This is a genomic window from Photorhabdus luminescens subsp. luminescens (assembly GCF_001083805.1).
Lineage (GTDB): Bacteria > Pseudomonadota > Gammaproteobacteria > Enterobacterales > Enterobacteriaceae > Photorhabdus > Photorhabdus luminescens.
Genome location: NZ_JXSK01000002.1, coordinates 338,670 through 354,144 on the forward strand (window position 1 = coordinate 338,670; position 15,475 = coordinate 354,144).

A 15,475-nucleotide genomic window follows, 5' to 3' on the forward strand; every position below is an offset into this window, starting at 1 on the left:
TAGAGGAAACATGCAAACTCTACTCAATCATTTGGCCAGTCGCTTGGGCCAGAAGCCTTTTGTTTCCGATAGACAAGGGCATTACCATTTGCACATTGATAACTACAACCTATTTCTTCGCCAACAGGGAACTGAACTTGTGTTATCCAGCCCGCTAAGCTGGCGTCATAACCCAAAAGATCCGTCAGGCGCTGAATTACTGAAAAGACTATTGCAACAGGTCACGCGTTGGGGACGCCAAGCTCCCCACGCCCTGACCTTGGATGAATCAGAGAATCTTATTCTGGAAGCACGCCTTAACCTTGGTAGTTTGGATGTTCAAATACTAGAACAGATGTTAACTCTGCACATCGAACTACTGGAACAAATCATGACCTTATTGTCGGAAACCCAATCCGCACCTCAATGGAAACAGGCAATATGGCAGCCATGAAACCGTTCCAACGGCTGTGCCGTTCCTTACTGTTGTCGTTGAGTATCAGCGGTGTGATGCTTCCCTCTGCTTATAGCCAAGATCTGGATTGGTTTCCTACGCCTTATCACTATCTGGCAAAAGGAGAAAGCTTGCGGGATGTACTGGTTAATTTCGGCGCTAACTATGAAGCCTCAGTGGTTGTCAGTGATAAGGTGACCGATCAGGTTAACGGTTATTTTGAACAGGACACTCCGCAGGAATTCCTGCAACATTTATCCTCTCTCTATAATCTGGTTTGGTACTACGACGGGAGCGTGCTGTATGTATTCAAAAACAGTGAAATACAATCGCGCCTGCTTAAGCTTGAACAAACTAACGCAACGGAGCTACAACAAGCTCTGAAACGCTCCGGTATTTGGGAACCGCGCTTTGGCTGGCGTCCTGATCCAGGCAACCAACTGGTTTACGTATCAGGCCCTCCCCGTTATCTCGAACTGGTTGATCAGACAGCATCTGCACTGGAACAGCAATCATTGCTGCGTAGCGAAAAAACCGGCGCCTTGACCGTGGAAATTTTCCCGCTCAAATACGCCTCGGTGGTCGATCGCAAGATCCAATATCGTGACACCAGTATTGAGGCGCCTGGCATCGCCACCATTCTCTCCCGTCTGCTCAGTGATACCAATGTGGCCGCTGTTACTGGCGAAGCATCATCTTCTCCTATGGGCGGGAGCTACTCAAGCCGTGCTGTCGTGCAAGCGGAACCCTCCCTAAATGCCATTATTGTACGGGATAACCCAGAAAGAATGTCCATGTACGCCCATTTGATCAACGCACTGGACAAACCCTCTGCCCGGATTGAAGTTGCTCTTTCCATCGTCGATATCGACGCTAACAACCTTTCAGAACTGGGTGTTGACTGGCAAGTCGGCATCAACACTGGGCCTCGTCATATTATTGATATCACCACCTCCGCTGGGGAAAAAAAGGAGGGCAAGCAAAAAGGCGAAAGCATCGGCTCAGCCGCATTAGGTAGTCTGGTTGATCGCCGTGGTCTGGATTACTTGCTCGCCAAAATCACTTTGCTAGAAAGTAAAGGAAGCGCTCAGGTGATTTCCCGCCCAACGCTTTTAACGCAGGAGAATACGCAAGCCGTCATTGACAACAATGAAACCTACTACGTGAAAGTGAATGGTGAACGGGTTGCCGAACTTAAAAGCCTTACCTATGGCACCATGCTACGCATGATCCCTAGAGTCATCCAAGTCGGAGATTCTCCTGAAATCAGTTTAGACCTGCATATTGAGGATGGTAACCAGAAACCTAATAGCTCAGGACCGGATGGCATCCCGACCATCAGCCGAACCGTTGTCGATACCGTCGCCAGAGTTGGACATGGGCAAAGTCTGCTGATTGGCGGCATCTACCGCGACGAAATGAGTCAAATAACACGCAAGGTGCCATTTTTAGGCGATATCCCCTATTTGGGGGTTTTGTTTCGCAACACCAGCGAGCAAGTTCGGCGATCAGTACGGCTATTTATTATTGAACCACGTCTGATTGATAGTGGGATAGCCCATTATCTCGCTCTCGGTAACGGGCAAGATCTCCGTCCTAAATTGCTGGCAACGCAAGATATCTCTAATCAGAGCTTATCGCTGAATAAAGCATTGGCGAGTGCACAATGCCAACCATTATCCTCGGCCCGTCAAGTACAGGAAACCCTACGACAAGCCGGTAAAAGCTCATATCTCTCCTCATGCCGAATGGGTAACACTTATGGATGGCGAGTCATTGAACAACAATGTTCATTGAAGGAAACCTGGTGTGTTCGTGCGCAAAATAAGGCGAACAGATGAGTTGGAAAATTCGCTTTTACCGCGGACTGAATAAAAGTATTGAGGTCAATTTAGCTGAGGGGCGTTTAGCCATCGGCTCAGACCCCCTACAGGCAGATATCGTTCTGGTGGATGAAGATGTTGCTCCTGTGCATCTGATCTTAGAAGTCGAACCAGATTCAATTCGCCTGTTGGAATGGGCCGGTGAAGTCGCCCCAAGTCAGAATAGCGAACCGCTATCAGCGGGCGCCACATTGCAAGCATTGGCCCGTCAGGAGGCTGGCCCGTTATTGTGGGCTTTTTGTGACCAACAACATGCATTCCCAAACCAACTCGCTGAACCGACGGCTGCACCACGCCAGCGCCCTGCCCGCCAAAATCGTAGCCGGGTAGCAGGCGGGATGTTAATACTTTGCCTGATACTGGCACTCGGTCTTCTGGCGCTGCTTGGACATGAAGGATGGCAAAGGAGCAACATGTCCAATGGCCTCGCCGAGCAAGAGCTACGCCGTTTTCTCAATGACGGCTCAGCCTATCGTCAGGTGAGTGTACACATGATGCCCGATCATGGGCCGCTACTACTCAAAGGTTATGTGGACCTCAATCAACAACGGCTGGCGCTGCAACAGTATCTTGATACTCACTCTCTCAGTTATCGGTTGGAGTTACGTACTATGGAAGAGTTACGTCAGGGGGTGGATTTCATTTTACAAAAATTAGGCTATGCCCAAGTCCAGAGCAGTAATGGCAAACAACCCGGCTGGGTCCGCCTTATGGGAGAAGTCACTGATACCAGCCAGCAATGGAACGATATCGAGTCACTACTCAAACGCGATGTTCCAGGCTTACTGGGCATAGAAAACAAGACCAAGTTCACCGGTAATCACCTCAAGCGACTGGATATGTTATTGGCTAAACATGATTTACCCGACACACTGATCTACAAAGATAAAAATGATCGTATCGAGTTCACTGGTCAATTGGATGAGCACCAGACGCATAACTTCTACCGCTTACAGCAGGTATTTAAACAAGAGTTCGGCAGCCGGCCAACACTGGTATTACTAAATAATAAGCAGCTCACCCGCAATGACGAACTCAATTTCGACGTCCGGGCCGTTTCCTTCGGGCGTGTACCCTATGTGGTACTCAAAAACAACCTGCGTTATCCGGTTGGAGCAACCACAGAAAATGGTTTAAGAATCGAAGCCATCCGTCAAGATGCGATTGTTATTATCAAGGGCGGACAACAATTTATCGTCAAACTTAACAGGAGCCCAGCTTCATGATGACATCCCTGGAAGCACGACTGTTTGGTGCTGATCCCACTTATGTCAACGAAATGCAACACCGTCTCGCTCAGGCGCTGAACGATATCAAACAACGCCTGAGGCGCGGCGGTTCAGTACAAGAATACCAACAATGGCAACTGGAGGCTGATGCCATCCAAGCTGCAATCACAATACTTAACACAACAGAAGGAAACCATCATGGCTGAAATTTTTACTTCCGCAAAGACAGTTAATACTCTCGATAAAGTTGCTGAACAGCTTAAGACCCAAGCCAACACAGCTAACTCCGACGTTAATGACGCAATCGCCGCCCTCAAGGACGGGCCTGATAATCCGGCTTTGCTAGCTGATTTGCAACATAAAATCAACAAGTGGTCGGTAATCTACAACATTAACTCCACTGTCACCCGGTCCATGAAAGACCTGATGCAGGGAATATTACAGAAGATCTAATCATGACACGTTCACTCAAAGGGCTACTGGCAGATATCGCTCTGGTTGGAAGCGGCCATCACTGCCATGACGAAGCCAATATCATTGCCGACTGGCTGATGTCAAACGAAGAAGGACAAGAAGCAGCAAACCTGATTCGGCTCTCTTCTTTGACGAACCAAGGCAAATATCAACAGGCTCTGGATTTCGGCAGAGACCTTCCCTGGCCCAGTCTGGAACCTTGGTTAGCTTTGTGTGAGTGGCGTCTGGGACTGGCATCAGCCCTGGAGCAAAGACTGACGCGAATGGCAGGCAGCGACGATCCACAACTGCTCTCCTTTGTTGACGGCATGCGGGAACAACTGGCTCATGGATAGGATTGAAGGGCCATCCTATAACACCGTGTCGCAACCAACGGTACAGCCTTCGGTTAGCTCTGGGCACCAGCACAGCTTTGAGCGGGCACTGGAAACCACGCCCGATCAGAAAATGCTAAAAGAGCGCCAGCAACGCTGGCTACAGGGAGAAGTGCTGGAAAACGTTTTAGGCGATTTTGATCCAGCGACACAACGCAAAGTGATATGGCAGTGGTATCAGTCTTTATCGCCTGATAAACAGCCCACCCAACGTGCTCAGTTAGAAGACAAGCTGATCGCTCCGGTACAAGAGCAGCTATGGTCGCAGTTTGGTGGCTTAACAGGCAATGTCAAACCACCATTGGATATGCCTGAACTTAGAAAGACTGTTCGTGAATTCGCCCCCACAGGTCGACAACAAGAGACGGTTCTTCTCAAGGTCCTCGGCCAGATTCAGGCTATTCCCGGCAATGAGTACTTGAGTGACCTTATCCAGCGGGAGTTAAAAACGCTGATCCCCCGTAACGGTATGGTAGATAACCTGATGCGGAACTCACATAAACCTGATTTGGAAGAATAATGGATCAACCACAACACCATGAAACAAGGATAGACAACCTAGATAAACTCAACACACCTCAAGTTTGGAGGAACAATGGATCTACCACAGATAAGTGAGACACTGATCACCAGCCTGGATGAACTTAATACACCTCAGGCTAGTGCCGAAAATATTGCGAGTTTTGAACACGCTATGTCCAATCAAGATCAGGGGATTGAAAACAATCTGATCAATGAATTGGGTCAGCTCAGGCAACAATTTACTCAGGCGAAACAGGAGCTGGAAGCACAGCTAGCCGTCTCTGGCAACGATCCTAACAGCCTGATGCAAATGCAGTGGTCTCTGATGCGGATCACCCTGCAAGAAGAGCTGATTGCCAAAACGGTAGGACGACTCAATCAAAACGTTGAAACTTTAATGAAAGCCCAGTGAGGAGCTGTGAAGAAACACTATATAATTTGCGTTATGCTCGCTGTCCTGATGCTAACTGGCTGTAAAATCGAACTCTACACCGGTATCAGCCAAAAAGAAGGCAACGAAATGTTAGCCTTGCTCAGGGAAGCGGGCATTTCCTCTGATAAGCAGCCAGACAAAGATGGCAATATCAAGCTGTTAGTCGAAGAGTCTGATGTAGCGCAAGCTGTTGAGGTGCTCAAGCGTAAAGGGTATCCACGAGAAAACTTCTCTTCGTTGCAAGATGTCTTTCCCAAAGACGGCCTTATCTCCTCGCCAATAGAAGAGCGGGCTCGGCTCAACTTCGCCAAAGCACAGGAGATCGCCCGAACACTTTCTGAGATCGACGGCGTGCTGGTAGCTCGGGTACATGTTGTCTTACCCGAAGAGCAAGACAAACTGGGTAAAAAACTATCGCCAGCCTCCTCCTCGGTATTTATCAAACACGCCGCGGACGTGCAACTCGACACTTACATTCCCCAGATCAAGCAACTGGTTAATAACAGCATTGAAGGGTTGAGTTATGACCGGATCAGTGTCGTATTAGTGCCCGCAGCGGGCGTACGTCAGGTACCGTTGGCGCCACGCTACTCCACGCTGTTCTCTATCCAAGTGACTGAGGAATCACAAGGGCGTCTGATTGGGCTGTTAGTACTACTATTAGCCCTGTTATTTGTCAGTAATCTGGCGCAATTTCTGTGGCATCGAAGCAGGATGCAATAAATGGCAACAGAATTAACGCCCTATCAGTTTCGGTTTTGCCCTGCCAGCTATATTCATTCTGACCACCTATCACCAGAATGGCTTGCAGTCTTATCTTCCCTGCCTGAGTGGCGAAACTCCCCCAGGCTTAATGGGCTACTGCTAACCCAATTTAATCTAAATGTGGATTATGAATTACCAACCGGGTTGGGAAATATCGCTTTGTTAGCACAATCGTGCTTAGAACAACTTCTTACCTGGCTAGGGGCCTTACTTCACGGGCAAGCTATCCGCCATTGCCTGCTGGCGACAGAACTTCGCCATTTACACGATTCACTAGGGAAAGAGGGACATCGCTTCTGCTTAAAGTATCTTGATATCATTATTGGCAACTGGCCGACTGGTTGGCAGCGCTCATTACCACCCAAAATCAATGCAAACTATTTTCGTGCCAGTGCCTTACAATTCTGGCTAACGGCGATGGAGCCTCTTGCTACCGATTTCTCTAAGCGCCTGAATTTGCGGCTTCCCCCTCATGACAATCTTCCGGCCTGGCCTGTCAGCCAGGCAGATCGACCATTGGCACAAGCATTGTGTCTCAAATTGGCTAAACAAGTGAACGCAGAATGTTACCATTTATTAAAATAGCAACAGAGCATCTTCAACTGTCTCCTGAACTCCAGATACTACGTAAAGCGGACTATCAGACCTGTCTCAGCGCCAAATCTCTGCTTGATGCCGCCCGGATGCAGGCACAAGAAATTGAACGTGACGCGCAGGCAGTGTATGAACAACAAAAAGAGCTAGGCTGGCAAGCAGGTGTTGATGCCGCCCGTGCAGAACAAGCTACCCTGATTCATCAAACCCAGTTGCAATGCCAGCAATACTACCGGCAGGTCGAGCAACAGATGAGCAATGTGGTCTTACAGGCTGTGCGCAAAATCCTAAAGAATTATGACCAAGTTTCTCTTACCTTACAGGTGGCCCGTGAAGCCCTGTCATTAGTCAGTAACCAAAAACAGGTTATCTTGCGCGTTAATCCTGAACAGGCCGCAGCAGTACGTGAACAGATATCACGGGTACACAAAGATTTCCCTGAGATCGGCTACTTAGAGATCACCGCCGATGCTCGTCTCGATCAAGGAGGCTGTATTTTAGAAACGGAAGTCGGGATCATTGATGCCAGTTTGGATAGCCAATTAGAAGCGCTGATGTCTGCCATCAATAACCAATGGCAAAGTTGAAGACGCCATCACGTTTCAAAGAGGTAACTGGTTTTCGACGGAAAGTGAAAATTTCTTCTGCCGTTATTAATATTCTCTATTTCGACAAAACATTATAATTCACTCTATCTGATATCCAAGCGCATATTCCTTAAAAGAAACCACTAAAGGAGTGACCATTGTCTCCCATCTCAGGTATTAATCACCAAAGAATATTTCCTACCCAACAGCTCGATACCACAGCGGTTAATCAGCCACAGGGTGAACTGTCGGGCAAATCTCTGAAAGTCTCTTCACCAAGACCAGGGTTATTAGAGCGTCTTTCAGCGACAATTCAACGCAATCTACCGGGCCACTCCATGCTCGATCGTCAACTGACCACCGATGGCAAGAAGAATCAAGAAAGCCGCTTCTCGTTCAGCATGATCAAGGACAGAATTGTTCACTTTGCGGTGAGCACTAAGTTAGGGAGTGTTAGAGATTCTGCCAATAAGCACGGTGGAGAAGTGACTTTCAAGTTCGCCCAGACCAAAGGTACCTTTCTGGACCAAATCATGAAACATAGTGACACCTCCGGCGGGGTTTGTGAGTCCATATCCGCTCACTGGATAAGCGCTCATGCCAAGGATGAAAGTGTTTTCGATCAGCTCTATGTAGGCGGCCAGAAAGGACAATTCCATATCGATTCTCTGGTTTCCATTAAGCAGTTACAGATGGATGGCCTAGATCCCTATGCCGAGCAAAGCCAAATAACCGAATCCTGGCTCCGTGAGAACGGTATCCAACCACGAAGTCCACTTGAAGTAAGCGGCGAAACTGGCAGCAAAGGTACAAAAGATCTATTAAACGCCATCCTGGATACCGGTGATAAGGGATCAGGCTACAAGAAGATCAGCTTTGAAGGACAAATGGCCGGGCATACCGTAGCAGCCTATGTAGATGACCAGAAGGGTGTTACCTTCTTCGATCCTAACTTCGGCGAGTTCAACTTCCCGGATAAAACCTCATTCTCCAACTGGTTCTCTCAAGATTTCTGGTCTAAATCCATGTACAACAAGGAAATAGGTTTAGGTCAAAATTTCTACGTTTTCAACTTCGAGCCTAAAACATAATGACACACAACTATCACCAGCTTATAGAAACGCTGTTCTCTAAACTTGGCGTACCTGCATCTCCTACTGACGATGATATCTATACCTTAGAGGTCGATGGGCGTTTTCAGGTATTGATTGGCTGTTATCACGACAACTGGCTACAGTTGTTCTGCGAATTAGGGTCCGAAGTCAGCCGTGCCAACAACCTTTTTGGGCAACATTGGCCTGCTCATGTTCAAGGAGATTTGGATGGACAAGCCATTCTATGGTCGCAACGCCCCTTGACCGAAGTAGATGTAGCTGAACTACAAGCTTGGTTAGAACGCTTTATTGATGACATTGAGCAGCGCTTGACACCTGCCATAGCTCAACAACCTAAAGATCTGCCGCCTTCTTTGATGCGGGTTTGATTAGTAAAAATTAAATAAACCAAATGGAGAATCAAATAAAATACTACTCTGCCGCCATGCAAAAAACCCGCAACTAAGCGGGTTTTTACTTATTAACAACTTTAACTACTCAGAATATTATCTTCATCGCTATCGTAAAGTCGCTAATAGATTTAGGCAGTTAAATTAAGATAATACGATAACATTTACTGCGGATGGACCTTTAGCGCCATTCTCAATAGAGAATGAAACTTCCTGACCTTCTTCCAATGTTTTGAAATTATTACTCTGAATTGCAGAATAATGGACAAATACATCTTTGCTGCCATCTTTTGGAGAAATAAAGCCAAAACCTTTATCGTTATTAAACCATTTTACTGAGCCAGTCATTGCATTAGACATAGAATTTTCCTTTAATTTTATTAAGTTGCCATAAGGCGTTATGAGGTCTGTTTTTCAGTTTTACTTATGGGTACTAATTAGAAGGAATTCGCAATGAAGTGGTATCGGGGATAACGCTAAATGGTGAACTGCTTTAACTTTCTTTTCATAAATAGGTCTGTACTTCCAAACCAGTGGCGCTATTAAATCACATTGATTGGTCATTAGCAAATTTTAATTTCAATTATTTTTTTCTATTTAATGTTTACTTTTTCCTAAATTGCTGCTTTGTTCATATTGCATAGCTTTACCATAGCCATAACTGACTAAATTATAAAAAGTTTTTATCTAAAAACCCCCTGATTTTCAAAGTCATAGCAACTGATTTAAATTTACAATTTATCCCTAACAACCTAATCGGGCTACAATCCGTGGCCTGAGATTCATAAAAACAAGGTTAACATCCATCAGTCTTTAAATAACCATTGCAGTTCATGAGCTGTGATACCTTAAAAAACGGGAAAAACTGAGTACGGTTATCGATAACTTGTCCATTAACAGCACGACATAGTTCTGAAATAGAGCAAAAACTATCTCCGATTTTCGTGACGTATACATCACAAAACTGAGAAGCACTAGATATATCCCATTGCGCAATATAATCTTGATCAGTTAGTTCAATAGACTTATCGGCTCCACTGCCTGCATTTGCGGCAGACGCAATCCCGAGAAACAATGCTCCGAACATAAATTTCTTCATATTTATATATCCTTTAAGAATCATTCAATTATCTCATAATGGCATTAACTAATTGAAATTAATTTTCATAGCTATTTTAGGTATGTTAATGTTCTTCTTAAAGAATATTTAATTTCTGAATAAGATCATATAATCAATATTCTTTAGTGAATCGGAGAATTTCATATATCCACATTAAAAAAGTAGTCCATTCCCCATATGATTACAGTCAATTGGAATATAAGATGAAAAAAACCATATATTGATTTCAAATGGTTATCATTAGAATTATACTATTTTCCTTACAAAATTCTAATAACTAAATATGAAATTTCATTAAATTATTATTTATTAATTTGATAGTTCAATATGGATAAATGCCAATCAAATAGCACTAAAATTTAACTTTACAATACAGTAATGATACTATTTCCAGGCCTACTGTGAAATAAACATCTTGATATTACTGCTCGCATAAAATAATAACAAAATCACAATAAAATTTATTTATTGTAAAGAATAATTAACCTACATTACTCCGATTTAATTTATTTTTAATAAGATAAAAATGAGAAAATATAAAATAAGATCGTACAACGCCTTGAAATTCACATATTTTGAACTATATTTATTTTAACTATGTTTAATTATGAAAAAATATTCATTCCTATGAGGAGTTAAAAATGAGCAAAGGTTTTACTTGGAGCTCCGATATATCTCAGACATACACTAAAAGAGATGGAACCCAAACCATCAAACTACCACCATCTAATTCCTTTGATAAAGAGGATAACACTAATTTTACTATGGAAGCTCCAGATGAAATATTAACACTACAAAATAACTCTGATAAGACATCTATTTATTGGCCAGTATTTCATGGAAATATGGCTGATGATGGTAAAATATTCAACCTAGATATATCCGCCGGGACACTAAAAGTAGACTATACATCAGAGAATAGGGATCATACAGTTGCTTATTTGGGGTGTGCTGAAAATGCCAGCTTTAATCTTAAAGATTCTGGTATTTTAAAAATCACAAATCCAGGAACTGTATTTATGTTTATCGATTATATCACTTTAGACAAAAATAAATCACCTAAACTAACAATGTCAGGAAATAGTCAATTCGAAATAAAACAAATAAAAAAGATACAGTCAAATTCTCCCGCTTTTATTTTCTTAGCAAGTGATATTTATCTGCATGGGTCATCTCAGTTCACTCTTGAAAGTAGCGACCTTTACTTAGGCGATGGAAATTTTAATTATTGTAATATAAATATATATGATAATTCAATCGTGAATTTATCTAACAACGGTATAATGTTAAGATATGGTATAGACGAAGGAAAGACAAAATTTAATATCAGCGCTGGAAACCCCTTATTAAATATATCATCTTTTTCTGGAATCAATTTTCCGATTGATCTCGACAACGTAAAATATCCTGAGGGTTTATTCCATTTCATTACTACAGAAGGAGAAAATAAAGGAAAAGTAATGATTGATATCCCAAACCCAGACTCGAAGAATACTAATTTCGGGGATAAAATATTTAGTAAAAAACTCATAGCTCTTGATGATAAAATAGGAGTTCAAGAATATTTTAATGTTGGCTATGGAACTGCAATCCGCCAAGGCCATCAAGTTACAACTATAAAAATATCACTCAAACCAGAATATCAATCACCTCGGAAAGTAAATGTAAAATACGCAGCAAGTAAGAGTTAACTTTCTTCTTTATGGTACAATGCTGAATAAGGCACTGTACCACTCAACATCAATAATGCAAATTTGCAATATTCTATATTACTCCCCAAAAACCAGATCCCATTTCTACTATCCATCCTAAAAGAGCAATATCAGGAAGAATATATTCACGATGATAATCACCATTAGGTTAAATACAAATTAAAATGCCTGAGCCACATTAAATATATGACTCAGACTTTAATTGTCGCTTAGTTTAAATTTTCCAAGCGTTTGGCGTCAGTTAATGAAGCGTAACCTTGAACTAAAATTTAAAAACGACGGAATCATTCAAGAAAGTATATTTCTTGGCACACCATTATTTCTCATCATATATTGTCGGAACAATAGATGCTTTATCTGCTGGATCACTCAGCTTAAATACTAAAAGCTTACCTCCACCACCCCCATTAACGCCTCTCATTTCTTTCGCATGATCATAATGAAACTCTTTACCGACATAAAACTTAATAATATTTTGATCACTTTCTAGATCTTGGAATACCCAAACATTCTTAGAATCTTCTTCATCATCAGTTATAGTGCTGTATAGAAGTACATCTTTAGGGTCACTATGACGGTTTATCAATGGAATTGGTGTACTTCTAGACTGCATAGAGCCTGAATTTATAATCGGATATATCGTCATATCATTGACAGTCGCACGCAACCCATCTTCCAGGGTATTTTGAATCATTTTAACAGTTGTTACTTTTAACGAATCAAGGATTTTCTGAGCGTTAACAGCATCTAATTTTTCCATCATTTCATTCACCTATATAATTAATAAATTAAATAAAAATCATGATAAAGTTTTGAATAAAATTAATATTCACATAAAAATATAAAATATAAAATATTACATCTAATTTAATTAAGTTGATGAATTAATCTTTTCCCGCCTCCTTAAATTTAAATATGATTTTTAATGGTAAACTTCACTCTTTATTTCTAGAGTAAATTACTATTTTTATTCATCATGTTACATTAGTGATTAAATATAGTTGAAGCTCCATTCTTGTCCACTAAATTTTTAAATTATTTTAAACAATTAGATTGGACATTTTCATTACCAAAGCAAATCTCATAATATAAATAAGATACATTACCTCGAACTGATTATTATTTCATAACAAAACTGACAACCGTAAAAACTATAATCTTCAATAAACAGATGGACTTAGATTTAGTTTTTTAATGATTGTAGCATTACAACTCATTTCATAATTAAATTCCTCATTCTGTACACAATATCTTTAGATAATAATCCCTCTTAACGATAAAATACGAAATAATTAAAAACCTCCCCTTCTGTAATTTGATAAACTCACGAAACAACTGATTAGTCCAATCTGTCCCTCACTATCTATATTATTATCTGTATAAATCATCCATTCATTTTCGAAAATGAGCATCATTTAAGTTATTTCTAAAATAACAACACAGGTAATTTCAAACACCTGCTTCATACTATAAAAACTCTAACTTAAGAAGTTCACCATCCTATATTAATACATTGTCAGAACGATATCTGAATCTTCTTCATTAATTATCAAATATTTACTCATACCACCTACACTATTACCTCGAACTTCTTTTGCTTCCCTGTAGATAAAATCTTTACCGACATGATACATAATCACGTTTCCCTCCCTCCTTGAATCTTGAAACACCCAGATCTTCTGATTATTCTCTGGAAGGTCTGTCACAATAACGAACTTAAGTATATTTTTAGGATCTGTACCAGGACCAGCTAACCGAATTAGCGCACCTGCTGCTCGTGCAGAATTATCGGGTACAACTTCTGGCGGTTGAGCCGTGTTTCCAATACTTACTTTCAAATCATTTAGTAAGTTATTTTTCACCATTGTAATAAACGTGTATTCAATTCTATCAATAATTTTTTCTAACATTCCATTCACCTATTTTTTAATAAATTAAATAAAATTTAATGAAAAATTCCCAATTCAATTAATAAATAAATTTTTTATCACCTCCTTTTTCTATAAAACAGCTCAATCTAATCAATAAAATTAAAAAATATTTTTCCATGAATAATGTTTCATAATAAAAACAAGATAATATTACAATATACTAATTATGCTTGAATTCACAATAAAATCAACTCACCAGAAACATAATACAATATTAATAAACAAAATACATTTTAACCATATAATTTAATAACAATTTAAACAATAGATAATTCATTAAATAACCTTTATAAAAGATATAGAAAAATGCTAATATTCTATTATAATTTTAATCGGTAACAGAATAGAAACACAACATATCTTTCATGAAAGTTTATTAACGATATAAACTAAATATAGTTGCTCATATTAACTATATTTATCTTAAATCAAATCAAATCAAATCAAATCAAATCAAATCAAAAATAGTAAAATATTCTGAGAGCATCTTGAAACCCACTTATTTTAAACTATATTTATATTAATCTATGTTTAATTATGAAATAATATTAACTAAGTCAAAGGTAAAATAATGAACGAAAAATTTATTTGGCTCTCTGATGAAGATCAATCATACTGTCATGAACACGGCAGTCAAACGATTACTCCGTCAAGTTCTTTCGATAAAAATATTGGTTTCACTTTCAAAATGGATGCTGGAGAAAATACGTTAACACTGGATACTGATAAAAAAAATAGCATTAAAGTAAACGATATTCATTGGCCCAGGTCACCAATTGAGTTTAAAGAGGGATATGAGGCAGTACATAAAGCAGAAAATACAGATATAACTTTAGGCAAAACAATAAACATATCCTCAGGAAATCTTATAATATTAGGAAGTGAAGGAAAACCTGTTAATTTTTATCTTAATTCTGAAATATTCAATACGTATAGAATAAAATTACAAAACTCAAGTAGTTTTTCAATAAAAAACTTAAACATTGTAAGAATTAGTGGCCCGATAAATACAGCAATACCAACATTAGAAGAGTCAACAGTGGCTATGTCAGGAAAAAGCCGGCTTACTATAGAGACTGTAGAAAAGATAGAAAGTATTATTTCACTCAGTTGTCATTTTTCTATCACCGAATCCTCTCAAACTAGTCTTACAAGTCACCATGTTAACATCATCGATGGTAGCAATATTATCTTACAAAATAATGCACAGATGTTAATAAGCTCTCAAGTATTGAACATAAGAACTGATTTAGATGAAAAAGGTTACCCTTTATTCGACACAAACTTCACCCTAAAAGCCGGAGCGACTTTATTAAATCTCAATTCTCTGGATGGTATCCACTTTCCATTAGATATTCACAGAGAAGATTACCCTAAAGGTGTATTCAACTTCATAGCCGAAGGAGAAGAGAACACGGGAAAAGTCGTCATTGATGTCGCACCAAAAGATGCTAATGCCTATGGCCTTAATATCATGCTCCGTAAAAATTTTATAGCTATTAACGGAAAAGTAGTAGAAACCGGAGACCAGATGAAATATTTTGATTTTAGTTATGGAAAAGATATCCGCAACGGTAGTAAGCAGGTCGGAACGATAACTATCTCTCTTAGAAATCCTAACCTACAATTACCTTAGCAAATAGATTCAAGGCACAGCGTTAAATACAATGCCGTGCCTCTCGATATTAACAATTCATCCCTGCACCATACACCTATAAGGCTAAAGTGAACTAAACCCATTAGAAGCCCCTCACACTTATTCATTTTCCCCCTTGCCCTCATTTAGCAACGCTTTCTATACTCCCAATTATTGCGGCTTCTGTTACATAGTACCTGTTATCACTTAGGATCTAGTTTCTATGCCCTCTATTTTTATCACTTTCACACAATGGTTTTTATATGTCATTAATACAC

Annotated in this window: 19 protein-coding genes; 15 read left to right on the plus strand and 4 right to left on the minus strand. The window is 40.5% G+C overall.

The window, feature by feature from the left end; all coding sequences use genetic code 11:
* The first annotated feature begins 10 nt into the window (after positions 1–10).
* The 13 genes from TI10_RS06405 to TI10_RS06465 all read left to right on the plus strand — a co-directional run bounded on the left by TI10_RS06405 (position 11) and on the right by TI10_RS06465 (position 8,777).
* Entirely contained in the window at positions 11–433 is a 423-nt protein-coding gene (locus TI10_RS06405; protein ID WP_049582493.1) for a YscB family type III secretion system chaperone, read from the plus strand.
* Positions 421–2,274 carry a type III secretion system outer membrane ring subunit SctC gene (gene sctC, locus TI10_RS06410; RefSeq protein WP_279615316.1) on the plus strand — a complete coding sequence of 618 codons (1,854 nt, stop codon included), beginning with the start codon at positions 421–423 and terminating at the stop codon, positions 2,272–2,274. The genes TI10_RS06405 and sctC overlap by 13 nt, the downstream gene beginning before the upstream one ends.
* Positions 2,271–3,542, plus strand: coding sequence for a type III secretion system inner membrane ring subunit SctD (gene sctD / locus TI10_RS06415; protein WP_074524828.1), 1,272 nt, complete (start codon positions 2,271–2,273; stop codon positions 3,540–3,542). The genes sctC and sctD overlap by 4 nt, the downstream gene beginning before the upstream one ends.
* Complete coding sequence (locus TI10_RS06420) at positions 3,539–3,751, plus strand: EscE/YscE/SsaE family type III secretion system needle protein co-chaperone (protein WP_049582494.1); 213 nt, start codon at positions 3,539–3,541, stop codon at positions 3,749–3,751. The genes sctD and TI10_RS06420 overlap by 4 nt, the downstream gene beginning before the upstream one ends.
* A complete protein-coding gene (gene sctF, locus TI10_RS06425; protein WP_049582496.1) occupies positions 3,744–3,998 on the plus strand; it encodes a type III secretion system needle filament subunit SctF in 255 nt (84 codons plus the stop codon). The genes TI10_RS06420 and sctF overlap by 8 nt, the downstream gene beginning before the upstream one ends.
* A gap of 2 nt (positions 3,999–4,000) precedes the next feature.
* Positions 4,001–4,354: a YscG family type III secretion system chaperone gene (locus TI10_RS06430; RefSeq protein WP_080984998.1), complete on the plus strand. Its 354-nt coding sequence runs from the start codon at positions 4,001–4,003 to the stop codon at positions 4,352–4,354.
* Positions 4,347–4,913 (plus strand): YopR family T3SS polymerization control protein, encoded by a 567-nt coding sequence (locus TI10_RS06435; protein WP_049582498.1) that lies wholly within the window; start codon positions 4,347–4,349, stop codon positions 4,911–4,913. Before TI10_RS06430 ends, TI10_RS06435 begins: the two co-directional genes overlap by 8 nt.
* Before the next feature lie 75 nt (positions 4,914–4,988).
* A complete protein-coding gene (sctI, locus tag TI10_RS06440) occupies positions 4,989–5,327 on the plus strand; it encodes a type III secretion system inner rod subunit SctI (RefSeq protein WP_049582499.1) in 339 nt (112 codons plus the stop codon).
* Between the two features lie 6 nt (positions 5,328–5,333).
* Positions 5,334–6,071 (plus strand): type III secretion system inner membrane ring lipoprotein SctJ, encoded by a 738-nt coding sequence (gene sctJ, locus TI10_RS06445; protein ID WP_279615317.1) that lies wholly within the window; start codon positions 5,334–5,336, stop codon positions 6,069–6,071.
* Positions 6,072–6,698 carry a Yop proteins translocation protein K gene (locus TI10_RS06450; RefSeq protein ID WP_049582501.1) on the plus strand — a complete coding sequence of 209 codons (627 nt, stop codon included), beginning with the start codon at positions 6,072–6,074 and terminating at the stop codon, positions 6,696–6,698.
* Positions 6,677–7,294 (plus strand): HrpE/YscL family type III secretion apparatus protein, encoded by a 618-nt coding sequence (locus tag TI10_RS06455; RefSeq protein ID WP_049582502.1) that lies wholly within the window; start codon positions 6,677–6,679, stop codon positions 7,292–7,294. The genes TI10_RS06450 and TI10_RS06455 overlap by 22 nt, the downstream gene beginning before the upstream one ends.
* A gap of 158 nt (positions 7,295–7,452) precedes the next feature.
* On the plus strand, positions 7,453–8,385 hold the full coding sequence (locus TI10_RS06460) for a YopT-type cysteine protease domain-containing protein (protein WP_049582503.1): 933 nt from the start codon (positions 7,453–7,455) through the stop codon (positions 8,383–8,385).
* On the plus strand, positions 8,385–8,777 hold the full coding sequence (locus tag TI10_RS06465) for a CesT family type III secretion system chaperone (RefSeq protein ID WP_049582504.1): 393 nt from the start codon (positions 8,385–8,387) through the stop codon (positions 8,775–8,777). The genes TI10_RS06460 and TI10_RS06465 overlap by 1 nt, the downstream gene beginning before the upstream one ends.
* Positions 8,778–8,942: 165 nt before the next feature.
* Here the strand turns inward: TI10_RS06465 and cspE are convergent, their stop codons facing one another.
* Positions 8,943–9,158, minus strand: a complete 216-nt coding sequence (cspE, locus tag TI10_RS06470) for a transcription antiterminator/RNA stability regulator CspE (RefSeq protein WP_021323801.1) — start codon at positions 9,156–9,158, stop codon at positions 8,943–8,945.
* A gap of 436 nt (positions 9,159–9,594) precedes the next feature.
* Positions 9,595–9,897, minus strand: a complete 303-nt coding sequence (locus tag TI10_RS06475; protein ID WP_074524827.1) for a hypothetical protein — start codon at positions 9,895–9,897, stop codon at positions 9,595–9,597.
* A 662-nt stretch (positions 9,898–10,559) separates the two neighbouring features.
* On the opposite strand from TI10_RS06475, the gene TI10_RS06480 reads away from it, so the two are divergent.
* The gene (locus TI10_RS06480; RefSeq protein WP_049582506.1) at positions 10,560–11,609 is read left to right on the plus strand and encodes a hypothetical protein; all 1,050 of its coding nucleotides are present in this window, start codon (positions 10,560–10,562) and stop codon (positions 11,607–11,609) included.
* A gap of 337 nt (positions 11,610–11,946) precedes the next feature.
* Here the strand turns inward: TI10_RS06480 and TI10_RS06485 are convergent, their stop codons facing one another.
* Together TI10_RS06485 and TI10_RS06490 are read right to left on the minus strand one after the other, a co-directional pair.
* Entirely contained in the window at positions 11,947–12,393 is a 447-nt protein-coding gene (locus TI10_RS06485; RefSeq protein ID WP_049582507.1) for a hypothetical protein, read from the minus strand.
* A 742-nt stretch (positions 12,394–13,135) separates the two neighbouring features.
* Entirely contained in the window at positions 13,136–13,540 is a 405-nt protein-coding gene (locus TI10_RS06490) for a hypothetical protein (protein WP_049582508.1), read from the minus strand.
* Between the two features lie 592 nt (positions 13,541–14,132).
* On the opposite strand from TI10_RS06490, the gene TI10_RS06495 reads away from it, so the two are divergent.
* On the plus strand, positions 14,133–15,197 hold the full coding sequence (locus TI10_RS06495) for a hypothetical protein (RefSeq protein ID WP_049582509.1): 1,065 nt from the start codon (positions 14,133–14,135) through the stop codon (positions 15,195–15,197).
* Positions 15,198–15,475: the final 278 nt, after the last annotated feature.

Coding starts and splice junctions, on each gene's coding strand:
- TI10_RS06405 (WP_049582493.1), top strand. CDS start 11: ATGCAAACTCTACTCAATCATTTGGCCAGTCGCTTGGGCCAGAAGCCT.
- sctC (WP_279615316.1), top strand. CDS start 421: ATGGCAGCCATGAAACCGTTCCAACGGCTGTGCCGTTCCTTACTGTTG.
- sctD (WP_074524828.1), top strand. CDS start 2,271: ATGAGTTGGAAAATTCGCTTTTACCGCGGACTGAATAAAAGTATTGAG.
- TI10_RS06420 (WP_049582494.1), top strand. CDS start 3,539: ATGATGACATCCCTGGAAGCACGACTGTTTGGTGCTGATCCCACTTAT.
- sctF (WP_049582496.1), top strand. CDS start 3,744: ATGGCTGAAATTTTTACTTCCGCAAAGACAGTTAATACTCTCGATAAA.
- TI10_RS06430 (WP_080984998.1), top strand. CDS start 4,001: ATGACACGTTCACTCAAAGGGCTACTGGCAGATATCGCTCTGGTTGGA.
- TI10_RS06435 (WP_049582498.1), top strand. CDS start 4,347: ATGGATAGGATTGAAGGGCCATCCTATAACACCGTGTCGCAACCAACG.
- sctI (WP_049582499.1), top strand. CDS start 4,989: ATGGATCTACCACAGATAAGTGAGACACTGATCACCAGCCTGGATGAA.
- TI10_RS06450 (WP_049582501.1), top strand. CDS start 6,072: ATGGCAACAGAATTAACGCCCTATCAGTTTCGGTTTTGCCCTGCCAGC.
- TI10_RS06455 (WP_049582502.1), top strand. CDS start 6,677: ATGTTACCATTTATTAAAATAGCAACAGAGCATCTTCAACTGTCTCCT.
- TI10_RS06465 (WP_049582504.1), top strand. CDS start 8,385: ATGACACACAACTATCACCAGCTTATAGAAACGCTGTTCTCTAAACTT.
- cspE (WP_021323801.1), bottom strand. CDS start 9,158: ATGTCTAATGCAATGACTGGCTCAGTAAAATGGTTTAATAACGATAAA.
- TI10_RS06475 (WP_074524827.1), bottom strand. CDS start 9,897: ATGAAGAAATTTATGTTCGGAGCATTGTTTCTCGGGATTGCGTCTGCC.
- TI10_RS06480 (WP_049582506.1), top strand. CDS start 10,560: ATGAGCAAAGGTTTTACTTGGAGCTCCGATATATCTCAGACATACACT.
- TI10_RS06485 (WP_049582507.1), bottom strand. CDS start 12,393: ATGATGGAAAAATTAGATGCTGTTAACGCTCAGAAAATCCTTGATTCG.
- TI10_RS06490 (WP_049582508.1), bottom strand. CDS start 13,540: ATGTTAGAAAAAATTATTGATAGAATTGAATACACGTTTATTACAATG.
- TI10_RS06495 (WP_049582509.1), top strand. CDS start 14,133: ATGAACGAAAAATTTATTTGGCTCTCTGATGAAGATCAATCATACTGT.